13 protein-coding genes are annotated in these 13615 nt (G+C 67.0%); 7 read left to right on the top strand and 6 right to left on the bottom strand.

Annotation, left to right across the window (positions count from 1 at the left end; translation table 11 throughout):
- Positions 1-20 precede the first annotated feature (20 nt).
- Positions 21-803 (bottom strand): IclR family transcriptional regulator, encoded by a 783-nt coding sequence (locus AC1DVA_RS05175; RefSeq protein ID WP_476805211.1) that lies wholly within the window; start codon positions 801-803, stop codon positions 21-23.
- Positions 804-944: 141 nt separating this feature from the next.
- Between AC1DVA_RS05175 and AC1DVA_RS05170 the strand changes: the two genes are divergently transcribed.
- From AC1DVA_RS05170 to AC1DVA_RS05145, 6 genes are all read left to right on the top strand, one after another.
- A complete protein-coding gene (locus AC1DVA_RS05170; protein WP_476805210.1) occupies positions 945-1607 on the top strand; it encodes an amino acid ABC transporter permease in 663 nt (220 codons plus the stop codon).
- A complete protein-coding gene (locus AC1DVA_RS05165) occupies positions 1607-2254 on the top strand; it encodes an amino acid ABC transporter permease (protein ID WP_476805291.1) in 648 nt (215 codons plus the stop codon). Before AC1DVA_RS05170 ends, AC1DVA_RS05165 begins: the two co-directional genes overlap by 1 nt.
- Positions 2241-2972 carry an amino acid ABC transporter ATP-binding protein gene (locus AC1DVA_RS05160; RefSeq protein WP_476805209.1) on the top strand — a complete coding sequence of 244 codons (732 nt, stop codon included), beginning with the start codon at positions 2241-2243 and terminating at the stop codon, positions 2970-2972. The genes AC1DVA_RS05165 and AC1DVA_RS05160 overlap by 14 nt, the downstream gene beginning before the upstream one ends.
- Before the next feature lie 39 nt (positions 2973-3011).
- On the top strand, positions 3012-3794 hold the full coding sequence (locus tag AC1DVA_RS05155) for a transporter substrate-binding domain-containing protein (protein WP_476805208.1): 783 nt from the start codon (positions 3012-3014) through the stop codon (positions 3792-3794).
- Between the two features lie 177 nt (positions 3795-3971).
- On the top strand, positions 3972-5015 hold the full coding sequence (locus tag AC1DVA_RS05150) for a succinylglutamate desuccinylase/aspartoacylase family protein (protein WP_476805207.1): 1044 nt from the start codon (positions 3972-3974) through the stop codon (positions 5013-5015).
- Complete coding sequence (locus tag AC1DVA_RS05145; RefSeq protein ID WP_476805206.1) at positions 5012-5956, top strand: threonine ammonia-lyase; 945 nt, start codon at positions 5012-5014, stop codon at positions 5954-5956. The genes AC1DVA_RS05150 and AC1DVA_RS05145 overlap by 4 nt, the downstream gene beginning before the upstream one ends.
- A gap of 205 nt (positions 5957-6161) precedes the next feature.
- On the opposite strand, the gene AC1DVA_RS05140 is transcribed toward AC1DVA_RS05145, so the two are convergent.
- The 5 genes from AC1DVA_RS05140 to AC1DVA_RS05120 all read right to left on the bottom strand — a co-directional run bounded on the left by AC1DVA_RS05140 (position 6162) and on the right by AC1DVA_RS05120 (position 12389).
- Positions 6162-7451 carry a four-carbon acid sugar kinase family protein gene (locus AC1DVA_RS05140; RefSeq protein WP_476805205.1) on the bottom strand — a complete coding sequence of 430 codons (1290 nt, stop codon included), beginning with the start codon at positions 7449-7451 and terminating at the stop codon, positions 6162-6164.
- Positions 7452-7456: 5 nt separating this feature from the next.
- Entirely contained in the window at positions 7457-8740 is a 1284-nt protein-coding gene (locus AC1DVA_RS05135) for a ribulose-bisphosphate carboxylase large subunit family protein (protein WP_476805204.1), read from the bottom strand.
- Positions 8741-8856: 116 nt separating this feature from the next.
- Positions 8857-9411, bottom strand: a complete 555-nt coding sequence (locus tag AC1DVA_RS05130) for a VOC family protein (RefSeq protein WP_476805203.1) — start codon at positions 9409-9411, stop codon at positions 8857-8859.
- A gap of 20 nt (positions 9412-9431) precedes the next feature.
- On the bottom strand, positions 9432-11279 hold the full coding sequence (locus tag AC1DVA_RS05125) for a TRAP transporter large permease (protein WP_476805290.1): 1848 nt from the start codon (positions 11277-11279) through the stop codon (positions 9432-9434).
- 93 nt (positions 11280-11372) lie between these two features.
- Positions 11373-12389, bottom strand: coding sequence for a TRAP transporter substrate-binding protein (locus AC1DVA_RS05120; RefSeq protein WP_476805202.1), 1017 nt, complete (start codon positions 12387-12389; stop codon positions 11373-11375).
- A gap of 118 nt (positions 12390-12507) precedes the next feature.
- On the opposite strand from AC1DVA_RS05120, the gene AC1DVA_RS05115 reads away from it, so the two are divergent.
- Positions 12508-13566, top strand: coding sequence for a LacI family DNA-binding transcriptional regulator (locus tag AC1DVA_RS05115; protein WP_476805201.1), 1059 nt, complete (start codon positions 12508-12510; stop codon positions 13564-13566).
- Positions 13567-13615 lie beyond the last annotated feature (49 nt).

Below are 13615 nucleotides of genomic sequence, written 5' to 3'. Positions count from 1 at the left end.
TCCGCGGTCGAAAGGGCTCGCTACAGCGAAAGCTGCGAACCGGCCTCCCGGCAGGAGGCTTCCAGCGCCAGCAGGATCGCCTGCTCGTCCGTCGCGATGCCATGGCGCTGCAGGCAGGGCACCAGGATCGCCGCTTCGGCATGGCCGCCCGGGCCGATCACCGGGCAGGCGATGTCGGTCACCGCCATGATGTCGCGGCTGGGCGCGACGCGATGGCCGCTGGCGCGGATCTCGGCGAAGGTGCGGAGCGTGTCCTCGCTCTCCAGCCTGTCCCGGTCGGCCTCGGAGGCCTCCTTCATCAATTGCCGGCGCCGCACCTCGCTCTGGAAGGCGAGGATGAGCAGGCCGGAATTGGCATCGAGCGCCGGCCGCCCATAGCCCGGCCGCACGATCACGCTGGCGTCGAGATGGCCGGAGGTGGTCGCGAGCACAACGGTCTGCGCCCGGCTCAGCACGACCAGATGCGCGGCCAGTCCGCTTTCCTCGCTGAAGCGCTCCATCAGAGGCAGCACGATCAAGGTCAGCTGGCGCCCGCCCGGCGTGCGGATGCCGAGATCGAACAGCCGGCGCGACAGGGCGAGGCGGTCGGTTCCGGCCTCGCGGGCAAGATAGCCGCGCTGCTGCAGCACGAAGACCATGCGGAAGATCTCGCTCTTCGAGCGTGCCAGGCGCTCCGCGATCTCGCGCGTCGACAAGGGCTCGCCGGCCTCGGCGAGGAGCTCGAGGATGTCGAGTCCCTTCTCCAGGGCGGGAGCCGCGTAGGTGCTTTTATCTCCGCTCTCGGAGTCCGGCAGGTCGCTCATGCTTTCCTGTTTCATATATGAAGCTTGACATCAAATAAGAAACGAACCTAGCCTCCTCGTAAAGGGGAGGCGGATGGTGCGATTGCCGGATCATATCGCGCGCCGGGGCGGCAGCGGAAATCGCCCCCGAGGCGGCAGGGCATGAAATACGGGCTGCAGTTCCGCGACGTCTTCGCCGCGTGGGAATCGATCCTGGACGGCGTCTGGATCACGCTTCTTCTGTCGGCGGCGGCTATGATCGGCGGCCTCGTCATCGGCATCGCCTGCGCGGCGGCCCGCGTCTATGGCCCGGCCAGGCTGCGTCGTGCCGTCGGAACCTATGTCGAGGTCATCCGCAACACGCCGCTGCTGGTGCAACTCTTCCTGATCTTCTTCGGCCTGCCCAGCTTCGGCTTGCGGCTCGACGGCTTCACCGCGGCGATCATCGCGCTCATCGTCAATCTCGGCGCCTACACCACCGAGATCGTCCGTGCCGGGCTGGAGGCGATCCCGAAGGCGCAAGTCGAGGCCGGCCATTCGCTCGGGCTCTCCGGCCTGCAGGTCTTCCGCTACGTCGTGATGTTCCCGGCGCTGAAGGCGATGTTCCCGGCGCTCGCCAGCCAGTTCGTGCTGCTGATGCTGGCGACCAGCGTCGTCTCGCAGATCTCGGTCGAGGATCTCTTCCACGCCGCCTCTATCGTGCAGTCGCGCACCTTCCGCGATTTCGAGGTCTACACCGTCATCGGCGTGCTCTATCTCGGGCTCGCCTTCGCCTTCCGCGGCCTGTTCGCAGGCATCTATTACTGGGCGTTCGTCAGGCGATGATCCGCGAATTCGGCCTCATCGACGTCATGTACCTGGTAGCGGCGGCGCGCTGGACCTTCGCCCTGACCGCGACGGCCTTCATCGGCGCCGCGCTGATCGGCATCGTCCTCGCCATCGCGCGCATCCTGCCCGTGGCGCCGCTGCGCTGGCTCGCGGCGGCCTATATCCACATCGTCCAGGGCACGCCGCTGCTGGTCTGGCTCTTCGTCATCTTCTTCGGCCTGCCGCTCATCGGCATTTCGGTCAATCCGTGGCTCGCCGCCGCGACCGCCTTCTCGGTCTATGGCAGCGCCTTCCTCGGCGAGATCTGGCGCGGCGCGCTGGTCTCGATCGCCAGGACGCAGTGGGAGGCCGGCGCCTCGCTCGGGCTCTCGCTCTGGGAACAGCTGCGCCACGTCATCGTGCCGCAATCGATCCGCGTCGCCATCCCGCCGACGGTCGGCTTCCTTGTGCAGCTCATCAAGAACACCTCGCTCGCCGCGACGATCGGCTTCGTTGAGCTGACGCGGGAAGGCCAGCTCACGGCTGCCGGCACCTACAAGCCCTTCGCGGTCTACATCACCGTCGCCGCGATCTATTTCGCGATGTGCTTCCCTCTTACGCAATGGAGCCGCTCGATCGAGCGGAAGCTCGATGTCGCTCGTTGAAATCCACGGAATCAACAAGAGTTACGGCGCCGTCCAGGTGCTGAAGGATGTGACGCTCGACGTCGCGAAGGGCGAGATCATCGCCGTGATCGGCCGCTCGGGCTCGGGCAAGAGCACCATGCTCCGCTGCATCAACGGGCTGGAGGCGGTGCAGGCCGGCGTGATCCGCGTCGACGGCACGCAGGTCAACGATCCCAACACCAATCTGCGCAAGCTGCGCCAGGAGGTCGGCATCGTCTTCCAGAGCTTCAACCTGTTCCCGCATCTCTCGGTCTGCGACAACATCACTCTCGCGCCGCGCGTCGTGAAGAAACAGGCGCCGCAGGCCGCCCGCGAGGTGGCGCGCGAGGTGCTCGCCCGCGTCGGGCTGGAGGACAAGCTCGACGCCTATCCCTCCCAGCTCTCCGGCGGCCAGCAGCAGCGCGTCGCCATCGCCCGTTCGCTCGCCATGCGGCCGAAGCTGATGCTGTTTGACGAGGTCACCTCGGCGCTCGATCCGGAGCTGACCGGCGAGGTGCTCAAGGTCCTCGAATCCGTCGCGCAGGAGGGCATGACCATGATCCTCGTGACCCACGAGATGGGCTTCGCCCGCCGCTTCGGCTCGCGCGTCGTCTTCATGCATGAGGGGCGCATCCACGAGCAGGGACCGGCGGCCGCCGTGTTGGCCGAGCCGAAGACGCCGGAACTCCAGACCTTCCTCAGCGCTGTCCTGCACTGAGGCGGAACCAAGAACCGACATCAACGAGGGGAGAAGACGATGCGTTCACTGTTCGCAGGTTTAGCCGCCCTGGCCGTCGCCGCCTTCGGCGCCGCCGAGGCCAAGGCCGACAAGCTCCAGGACATCCTGTCCAAGGGCGTGGTCCGCATCGGTGTGCCGCTCGACGCGCCGCCCTTCGGCGCCCAGGATGCGGACCGCAAGCCGATCGGCTTCGACATCGAGATGGCCGAGATGGTCGCCAAGGGCCTCGGCGTGAAGCTCGAGATGCAGCAGATCACCGGCGCCAACCGCATCCCGTTCCTGCTGACCGACAAGGTCGACATCGTCATCTCGGTGATGGGCCTGACCCCCGAGCGCGCCAAGCAGATCCAGTTCACCGCGCCCTACGCGAACACCTTCCTAGCGGTCTACGGCGCCAAGAATTCGACGGTGAGCAGCCCGGAGACGATCGGCTCCGCCCGCGTCGCCGCCGCCAAGGGCACGACGCAGGAGCTCGCCATCTCGGCCTCCGCGCCGAAGGCCAGCCTGATGCGCACCGAGGACGATGCGACGGCCGCTGCCGCCTACATCACCGGCCAGGCCGATCTGCTCGCCACCAACTCGATCGTGGCGCAGGCGCTCGCCAAGCAGAACCCGAACAAGGAGTTCGAGCGCAAATTCGTCATCCGCCGCAGCCCGGCCCATATGGGCGTGCAGATGGACCAGCATAATCTGGTGCGCTGGCTCGACGGCTTCATCTTCTTCAACGCCATGAACGGCGAGCTCGACCGGCTCCACCGGAAGTATCTGGACATGCCGATGGACCCGCTGCCGACCCTGTAGTCGAGCTGACATCCGTCATTCTCGGGCGAAGCGTAGCGGAGACCCGAGAATCTCCTGACCAGAAGGCGCTGGTCGGCGCCTCACTCGGAGATGCTCGGGTCAAGCCCGAGCATGACGGCTTGTCTCGTTCCTCTCCTTTCCGGGGAGGCTTCCAAGCCACGTCTCATCGAGCCCGCAATGACCAGTTCCCCGCGCCCCAAGCCGACTCCGCGCCCGTCCAGCGCCTTCCTCACCGTCGATCTCGATAGGGAGGGCAAGCAGGCCGGCTTCCTCATGATCCCGCATTCGCCGCATGACGATGCCTGGGGCGTGACGCGCGTGCCCATCGCCGTGATCAAGAACGGCACCGGCCCGACCGTGATCATGGAGGGCGGCAACCATGGCGACGAATATGAGGGGCCGATCACGATCTGCGACCTGATCCGCGATCTCGATCCCGGACGTGTCCAGGGCCGCCTCATCCTGATGCCGGCGAACAATGTCCATGCCGTCGTCGCCGGTCAGCGCACCTCGCCGGTCGACGGGCTGAACTTCAACCGCACCTTCCCCGGCGATCCGCGGGGCACCATCACCCAGCAGATCTCGGCCTTCGTCAGCGACCATATCCTGCCGATCGGCGACGCCTTCCTCGACCTGCATTCCGGCGGCTCCTCGCTGGACATCATCCCGAGCGCCATCGTCGAGCCGACTGACGACCCCACCCTGCACAAGCGCAATGTCGCCGCAGTCCAGGCCTTCGATGCGCCGATGATCGTCGTCATCAGCAATCTCGGCGAGCCGCGTACCGCGACCGCCGCCGCCTGCCGGGCCGGGCTCGTCACTGTCGGCACCGAGATGGCCGGCGGCGGTACGGTCTCGCTCGACGCGCTCCAAGTCTGCCGGCGCGGTGTGGCCAATGTGCTGGATCATCTCGGCGTCGTCGTTCGCGAAAAGCCCGAGCCGAAGCGCGGCGATGGCCAGATCCTCGAACTGCCCGGCATCTCGGCTTACGTCTATGCGACGGCGGACGGCATCTTCGAGCCCTTCCACGCCAACGGCGCCAAGGTCAGCGCCGGCGAGCCGGCCGGGCGAATCCATTGCACCTGGGACCCGACGCGCCCGCCCGAGACGCTGCATTACGCCGCCGACGGCATCCTCTACGGCCGGCGCCAGCCGGGGCGGGTGAAGCCGGGCAATTGCTGCCTCATCGTCGCGGCGCCCTATCGCGGAACCCTGTCATGATCGCGCTCGACGACATTCGCGCCGCCCGCCAGCGGATCGCGCCGCATATCCGCCGCACCCCGACGCTGCCCTATGCCAAGACGCGCGGCACCGATTTCGGCGGCGACGTGACACTGAAGCTCGAGCTGCTGCAGGCGGCCGGCTCCTTCAAGGCGCGCGGCGCGATGAACCGGCTGCTGACCCTGTCGAAGGACGAGCTGGCGCGCGGCGTCGTCACGGCGTCGGGCGGCAATCACGGCCTCGCCATCGCCCGCTCGGCCCATGTGCTCGGCGTGCCCGCGACCATCTTCCTGCCGTCCAATGCCGCGCCCGACAAGATCGCCAAGCTGCGCGACTGGGGCGGCGACGTCCATATCGTCGGCGACATCTGGGACGACGCCAATGCCGCGGCGCTCACCCATGCCGCCAAGACCGGCGCGACCTATGCTCATCCCTTCAGCGACCCGGTCGTGGTCGCCGGGCAAGGCACGCTCGGCCTCGACATCCTCGACGACATGCCCGATGTCGACGTCGTCCTCGTCGCCATCGGCGGCGGCGGATTGATCACCGGCCTCTCGACGGCGGTGAAGGCGCTGCGGCCGCAGACGCGGATCATCGGCATCGAGCCGGTGGGATCGCCGACCCTGCATGCCTGCCTCGCCGCCGGCCGCCTCGTCGCGCTGGACAAGCTGGAGACCCGCGTTGCCACCATGTCCTGCCGCCAGACCGATCAGGCGATCTATGAAGCGACGGCCCGCAATGTCGACGAGATCGTGCTGGTGACCGATGCCGAGATGGAGCAGGCGGCGAAGTCGCTCTGGTTCGAATTCGGCATCGCGGCAGATTTGTCGGGCGCGGCGGCGCTGGCGGCGCTCCAGTCCGGGCGAGTCGCGCTCACCGCCGGAACGAAAGTCTGCGCACTCGTCTGCGGCGCCGGCACCGATGGCTGCCTGCCGGGTTAGGTTGCGTTGAATTTGCACGAAGCCACGGCGTCATTCCGGGGCAGGCCGCAGGCCTGAGCCCGGAACCCAGAACCGATACCGTCATGAATTCGAGCGCTGGCCCGACTGTGCCTTTCGTGAAAACGGCATCGATTCTGGGTTCCGGGCTCTTCGCTGCAGCGAAGCCCCGGAATGACGGAGCAGTTCCGAGGGAAATCAGCTCGCTTCAGCCGATTTCCGCGCGTGCCTCGTCGTTGAAGAAGCCCGGCGGACCCATCTGCCCACCCTTCAGCACGATCTCGAGTCCATCGAGGCGCGGATAGTTGGAATGAGCACGGCAGAGCGGCGCGCCGGGAACGCACGGCCCGCGATAGGACAAGCCCCATATCGGCAGTGATCGGATCGCCATGGTCGATGTATCGCCGCCCGCGACGATGAGGCGGCCGAGATCGGCCTCGGCGATGATTGCCGAGAGCAATGCCCCGGTTGCTTTGGCAACCGCGCCGGCTGCGGTCGGAGCACCCGTGGGCTGTTCCGTCACCAACATCACATCGCGCTGAGCTAGTTTTGACAGGGCGGCTGCGCGCAACTCCGCAGCATAGCTCTCGTCCGATAGCAGCCGCCCGGCATCGACGGGCAGCATCGCATAGCCTCTTGCGGCTTCGACCTGCGCGCGCGTCACCGGCGACAGGCTGCCGACGAGGGCGAGGGCCGGGCCCGACCCGCGACGCTTCGCATCCGGATGAGGTGCGACAGCCAGCTCCCTCTCGTGCCCAGCCGCGAAGGCGCGCGCGACCGAGCTGGCTCCCACAGCGAGCATCGGACCATTCCCCAGCGAGGTCGCAAACAATCCGCCGATCGCCGCGAGATCGGCTTCGGTCGCGACATCGAACAGAACGGCCGGCTTTCCATCCGGACATGCGTGGGCCAGAGTGGCCGAGCCGCCGGCATTGGCGCGGTAATCGACGAGGCCGATATCTTCGAGCCCCTGCGCGGCGAGGTGCCGGCGCAGATCGGCTTCCGCCATCGGTGTCACCGGATGGCGGCTCATGGTCGGATGCCGGTCGATGCGGTGGATCGTGCCGTCGCCGCCCGCCGCGAACAGGTTCCCGAACAGGCAATAGCGCCCGAGATTGGGCTGGCCGCCGAGGATCGGCACCAGCGGGTTCGGAAAGATCGGCTTCAGGGCCGTAACCGCCGCGCCGATGCTGCCGACGTCAGGCGCGCTGTCGAAGGTGGAGCAGCATTTGTAATGCATCAGCCCGACGCCGAGCCCGGCGAAGAAGCGCCCGATCTGCGTCAGTTCCGCCGTGATCGCTTTCGGCGCCATGGCCCGGCTCGCCCCGGCGATGCCGATCGCATCGAGCGGGCCGGCAGCGGTTAGTTGCGCCTCATTCGGCTGCCGTAGGAAAAGCAGGGCGCGAAAGCCGCGCTCGGCCAGCGTCGCCAGCGTATCGGTCGAGCCGGTGAAATCGTCGCCGTACCAGCCGTAGAGAGGCGTCTGCGTCGCACTCACGGCCGCTAGCCTGCCTTGCCGCCGAAGGTGTCGAGCGCCTGCTGCAATTCCGGATGCGCGCGCGCCGCCTCCGTGACGGGCGTGCCTTCCGCCACGGCGGTCCAGGCCTGCCGGATACTGGCGACGCCGGCCTTCGGCCCGCCGGGATGGGCGAGGATGCCGCCGCCGGCCATGAACAGCAGGTCGTCATGGCCGATCGCATCCCAGGTCGGTTGCGCCGTACCCGCCCATTGGCCCGAGGAGAAGGCCGGCATCACCCGGTCGTCGGCGCCATCGGTCAGTGGCGTCACGCAATCCCGGGCGGAGGTCACGACCTCCTCGTCCTCCTGCGCGAATTTACCCTGCAGGCCGTGGACATGCATGTGATCGACACCGGCCAACCGCCACAGCACTTGATAGGCCTGGAAGCCGATGCCGAGCAGCGGATGGCGCGAGAAGGCTCCGTAGCCGTTGCGGTGCCCGTGCAATGCGAGGTCAGTCGAGCGGCGTAAGGTTTCGACGCCTGAGAAGCCGCACCAGTTCAGACTCGCCATCACGCAGGAACCGCCCTCGCGCGCGACGAGGTCGGCATGACGGCGCATCGCATCGGTCTCGTCGGTGATGTTGAAGGCGACCATGACATGCTTGCCGGTCCGGTCCTGATGCCGGCGCACCGCCGCCATCACGGCGGGAATGCGCTCGGCAAGGGGCGCATGCACCGGGTCGGCGGAAATCTCGTCGTCCTTGATGAAGTCGAGCCCGGCCTCGCACAGGCTGGCGACGAGTTCGGCCGTTTGCGCGGTGCTCAGGCCGACATTCGGCTTGATGATCGAGCCGACGAGCGGGCCTGTCGCGGCTCCGGTCAGCCGGCGCGTGCCGGCGATGCCTTGTGTAGGTAGCGGAAAGCGCTGGCGGTAGGACCAAGGCAACGAAATGCTTTCGAGCCGGAGCCCCGTGACCTCGCCGAGATCATAGAGATTGCCGGCGACGACGGCGGCCAATGTCGCCAGATTGGCGCCGACATTGTCGACCGGGAAGGAAATGGTGACCCGCGCGCGCCGCCACGGCCCGCCGACGCCTTTGCGGGCGAGCCAGGCATTCGGCAGGCTCGGCTCTGCCGCGGATTCCAGCTCCTCGATCCGCGTGACGATGGCGCGGGCCCGCTCACGCAATTCGTCTGTTTCGCCGGCGACGCGGGCGAAGGTGCCGCAGGACTGCTCGCCCGCCATCACCTCCGCGACCTCTGCCGGGTCGAGTGGGGTTTCGATGAGGTAGGTGGCTTCGAAGCGGTTGTCGGTCATCGGACGCATCCAGGCCGTTCATAAGGCGTCATTCTCGGGCTCGACCCGAGAATCTCATGACCAGAGGGCGCTGGTTTCCGAGACGCTCGGGTCGAGCCCGAGCATGACGCAATGCAATTGCGGACTCACGCCGCAGCAGCGGCGAGCTTGCTCAGATCCGGGAAGGGCCGGACCGGCTCCTTGCCGTCCCAGGTTTCCGATGCCTCGCGGATCAGCCGGAACATCTCGCCCTTGGGGCCGGCGACCTCCGACAATTCGATCACGGTGCCCGGATGGTAATGCGTGTCGAAATAGACGAAGCGGCCGCGCTCGCCGACCTCGCCTGACATCACCGGCTTGAAGCCCTCGGCAACAAGCCGTTCCAGATCGGCGTCGTAGTCCGAGGTCCAGTAGGCGACATGCTGCAGGCCGGTCAGCCCCGCATCGGTGAAGTCCTTGTACATCGACGGCACGGCGTTGCGGCACTGGATCAATTCGATCTGGAGCGGGCCGGAATTGGCTAGCGCCACCGAGTTGTGCGGCTCGTAAGTCTCGCCCTTGTAGCGGTAGTTCTTGATCGGGACCTTTGGGTTGTAGAAGAACGGCCCGACGCCCAGCACGCGGCTCCAATAGTCCATGGCCGCCTCGATGTCGGGGACGACATAGCCGGCCTGACGGATCTGGCCAAAGAAGCGGCTCATGGGCGTTGCTTTCTCAAATATCAGGTTCGGAGGAAGCCGATGGAGATCCACGGCACGGCAGCGACGACGAGAAGGCCGATGAGCAGGGCCAGGATGTAGCCCCAGATGTATTTCAGGCCTTCGTCGGGGTTGATCTTGCTGATCGCGCAGGCGCCGTAATAGCCGACGCCGAAGGGCGGGGCGAAAAGCCCGATGCCCATCGCAAAGATCACGACCATCGAGTAGTGCACCTCGTGCACGCCGACCTGCTTGGCGATCGGGAACACCAGCGGCCCGAACAGCACGATCGCCGGGATGCCCTCGAGCACGCTGCCGAGGATGGTGAAGGCGACGATCGAGACGCCGAGGAAGCCCCAGCTTCCGCCGGGCACGGCCGCCATCACCTGCGCGAGGTCGCGCGAGAAGCCGGATTGCGTCAGTCCCCAGGCCATGGCGGTGGCGCAGCCGATGATGAAGATGATCGCGCCGGTCAGCGAAGCCGTCTCGACCAGCATGCGCGGCAGGCGGCGCCAGTCGAACTGGCGGTAGAGCAGGATGCCGGCCAGCACCGCATAGGCGATGCCGATGGTCGAGACCTCCGTGGCGGTGGCGACGCCCTCGACCACCGCGGCGCGGATGACGAAGGGGAGCGCGATGGCCGGGGCCGCGATCAGGGCGAGCTTGGCGATCTCGCGGCGGGAGAAGCGCGTGACGTTGCTGAGGTCCTCGCCGCGGCAGCGCCACCAGACGACGAAGCAGAGCGCCGCGCCCAGCACCACCGCCGGCAGCATGCCGCCGGTGAACAGCGCCGCGATCGAGACGCCGGTCACCGAGCCGATGGTGATCAACACGATCGAGGGCGGGATCGTCTCGGTCTGCGCGCCGGTCGCCGAGAGCAGGGCGACGAGATCGCCGGGCTTGGCGCCGCGCTTCTTCATCTCGGGGAACAGCACCGGGGCGATGGCCGCCATGTCGGCGATCTTCGAGCCGGAAATGCCGGAGACCAGATACATCGCGCCGACCAGCACATAGGACAGGCCGCCGCGGACATGGCCGAGCAGGCTCGCCAGGAACTGGATCATCGCCTTGGCCATGCCCGTCATCTCGATGAGAGCGCCGAGGAAGATGAAGAGCGGCACGGCGAGCAGGATCAGGTGGCTCATGCCCTCGTCGAGGCGGCCGACCATGACGAGCATCGGCGTCGAGGTGGTGCAGGCGAGGTAGCCGAAGGTCGCGAGCGCGAAGGAGAAGGCGATCGGCACGCCCGAGAAGACGTTGAGCGCGACGACGCCGACGAAGAAGACGATCAGGTTGAGCTTGCCGAGAGGCTTCAGCGCCGGCCCGGCAAGCCAGAACAGCAGCACGAGCAGCGCGGTCAGGCCGATCGCGAGCAGCGCCGGCTTCAGCGAGGAAAAGCGCAGCAGCCGGCAGCCCGCCGCGATCAGCATCAGCCCGACGCCGACCGGGATCGCCGCCGCCCGCCAGGCATTGCTGATCTCCAGCGCCGGAGTGACGATGAAGTTCTCCTCCTCGGCATATTCGATCGCATGCGGGATGATCAGCAGCAGGAAGGCGATCGAGGCGGTGATCGCGACCGCCTCCAGCAGCGCCCGCGTCTGCGGCGAGACGCGGCTGACGAGGCCGGTCATGCGCATATGCTCGCCGCGCCTGAGCGCCACGACCGCGCCGAGCATCGAGAGCCACAGGAACAGGATCGAGGCGAGCTCGTCCGACCAGACCAGCGGCGCGTGGAAGACGTAGCGCGCCGTCACGCCCGCCCCAAGGATGATGATCTCGACCAGCACCAGCACCGCCGCCACCGCCTCGACCAGCCCGCCCAGCGTGCGGTCGAAATGGCCGGCGAAGCGGCCGAGCCCGGTCGCGGGCATGGCGGCAGCAGCGGGAAGGGTCGCGCTGTGAACATCCATCGGGGCGTTTCCTGTCTTATGCGTTTGGGCGCCTTATAGGCCTGCCCGCACGCCTCAGGCCAGCTTGCCGACGGCGTCTTCGAGCAGGCTCCAGGCGTCCTTGCCGAAACGCTCCTGCCACTCCTTGTAGAAGCCCGCGTCGCGCAGCTTGGCGCGGAAGGAATCCGGGTCCGTCTTGTTGAAGGCGAGGCCCTTCGACTGGAGATCGGCCTGCACGGTTTCGTTGAGTTTCTTGATGTCGCCGCGCTGGGCGACGCCGGCATCGTTGATCGCGCCGGCGACGATCGTCTGGATGTCGGCCGGCAGGCCGCGCCAGGCGCGCCCATTGGCGATGAACCAGAAACCGTCCCAGATATGGTTGGAGATGGCGCAGCTCTTCTGCACCTCGTAGAGCTTGGCGACCTGGATGATCGGCAGCGGGTTCTCCTGCGCGTCGACGACCTTGGTCTGCAGCGCCGAATAGACCTCGGAGAACTGCAGGCTGGCCGGAGCGGCGTCGAGCGCCTTGAACATCGAGATCGAGAGCGGGCTCACCGGCACGCGGATCTTCAGGCCGGCCATTTCCTTGGCTGATTCGATCGCCTTGCCCGAGGTGGTCATCTGGCGGAAGCCGTTGTCCCACATCTTCTCGAAGGCAAAGAGGTTCACCTTGGAGATGGCCTCGCGGACATGGGCGCCGAGCTTGCCGTCCATCGCCTTCCAGACCTGGTCGTAATCGGCGAAGGCGAAGCCGACGGCATTGATCGCCGCGACCGGCACCAGCGTCGCGATCACCAGCGCCGAGGGCGTGAAGAAGGTGATGCCGCCATTGCGCACCTGGCTGAGCATGTCGGTGTCGCCGCCGAGCTGGTTGTTCGGGAAGATCTTGATCTCGACGCGCCCGTTGGTCTCCTTCGCCACGCGCTCGGCAGCCTCCTGGGCGCGGATGTTGAGCGGATGGCTGAGCGGCAGGTTGTTGCCGTATTTCAGCTCGATCTCGGCGGCGCGCGCGATATGCGGCATGGCGATGAGCGAGGCGGCGGGGGCGGCGGCGAGCGTGCGCAGCACCGTGCGGCGCGTGAAATTCGTCATGATGGTCCTCCCGGTATCGCTGATGCGATTTGATTGATTGAGGTCTTCTTGCCTCAAGAGTAGAAAACAGGAATGATGGTCGTCAAACTCAATTCTTGATGCTTTTTGATGTAATCTCATGGATGATTTGAAGACGGCAGACGGGCTGCAACGTCGCCGGATGGCGCGCATCGCCGATGTGGCGGCGCTCTCGGGTGCCTCGACGGCGACGGTCGACAGGGTGCTCAACCAGCGTCCCGGCGTGCGCGCCGCCACGGTCCAGCGCGTGCTCAAGGCGGCGAGCGATCTCGGCTACGTGCTCGATCCCGGCCTGCCGGCGCAGGCGCTGACGCCGATGCGGCTCGCTTTCCTGCTCCCGGCCGGCAGCAACCGTTTCCTCGCCATGCTCGGACGCCACATCGCCGGCGCGCAGGACCAACTCGCTTCCTTCAACATGCGCGCCCGTGTCGAGTTCATCGAGAGCTTCAAGCCGGAGCTGCTGGCCCAGCAGCTCCGACAGGTCGGCCGTGACGTCGATGGCATCGCCTTCATGGCACTGGAGCACCCGGCCGTGCGCGAAGCGGTCAACGGCCTGGCGGAGCGCGGCGTACCGGCTGTGACCCTGATCTCCGACGTCGCCAATTCGCGCCGCGCCGCCTATGTCGGGCTCGACAACCGCTCGACCGGGCGCACCGCCGGCTCTCTCGTCGCCCGCTTCATCGGGCGGCGTCCGGCCAAGGTCGCGATGATCGCGGGCAGCCTGAGCTACCGCGCCCATGAGGAGCGCGAGATGGGTTTCCTGCATCTCTTCGAGGAGCTGTTTCCGCAGATCGAGGTTGTCGGGCTGCGTGAGGGTCTCGACGACGAAGGGCGCAATTATCGGCAGGCCAAGGCCTTGCTGGCCCGGCACCCGGACCTTGCTGGCATCTACAATATCGGCGGTGGGCCGGAGGGGATTGCCCGCGCGCTGAAGGAGGTCGGGCGCCAGCAGGAGGTCGTCTTCGTCGGCCATGGCCTGACTCCGGAAACCCGCGCGCTCCTACTCGACGGCACGATGGACGCCGTCATCACCCAGCATCCGCATGCGGCGCTGATGAGCTGCATCGCGATCTTCGCCAATCTGCGCGCCGGCCGCCCCGCTGGCGAAGGCACCGCAGCGCCCAGCATCGAGATTATCCTGCGCGAGAACCTGCCGTGAGAGCCAGAGCAATCGCTTCGGATTGCAGTCTCGCCGCTTTGATCTTGAG

It is taken from the genome of Allobosea sp. P4_C6 (genome assembly GCF_056402015.1).
This window is presented reverse-complemented; position numbering and strand designations above follow the sequence as displayed.

Coding starts and splice junctions, on each gene's coding strand:
- AC1DVA_RS05175 (WP_476805211.1), bottom strand. CDS start 803: ATGAGCGACCTGCCGGACTCCGAGAGCGGAGATAAAAGCACCTACGCG.
- AC1DVA_RS05170 (WP_476805210.1), top strand. CDS start 945: ATGAAATACGGGCTGCAGTTCCGCGACGTCTTCGCCGCGTGGGAATCG.
- AC1DVA_RS05160 (WP_476805209.1), top strand. CDS start 2,241: ATGTCGCTCGTTGAAATCCACGGAATCAACAAGAGTTACGGCGCCGTC.
- AC1DVA_RS05155 (WP_476805208.1), top strand. CDS start 3,012: ATGCGTTCACTGTTCGCAGGTTTAGCCGCCCTGGCCGTCGCCGCCTTC.
- AC1DVA_RS05150 (WP_476805207.1), top strand. CDS start 3,972: ATGACCAGTTCCCCGCGCCCCAAGCCGACTCCGCGCCCGTCCAGCGCC.
- AC1DVA_RS05145 (WP_476805206.1), top strand. CDS start 5,012: ATGATCGCGCTCGACGACATTCGCGCCGCCCGCCAGCGGATCGCGCCG.
- AC1DVA_RS05135 (WP_476805204.1), bottom strand. CDS start 8,740: ATGCGTCCGATGACCGACAACCGCTTCGAAGCCACCTACCTCATCGAA.
- AC1DVA_RS05130 (WP_476805203.1), bottom strand. CDS start 9,411: ATGAGCCGCTTCTTTGGCCAGATCCGTCAGGCCGGCTATGTCGTCCCC.
- AC1DVA_RS05125 (WP_476805290.1), bottom strand. CDS start 11,279: ATGCCCGCGACCGGGCTCGGCCGCTTCGCCGGCCATTTCGACCGCACG.
- AC1DVA_RS05120 (WP_476805202.1), bottom strand. CDS start 12,389: ATGACGAATTTCACGCGCCGCACGGTGCTGCGCACGCTCGCCGCCGCC.
- AC1DVA_RS05115 (WP_476805201.1), top strand. CDS start 12,508: ATGGATGATTTGAAGACGGCAGACGGGCTGCAACGTCGCCGGATGGCG.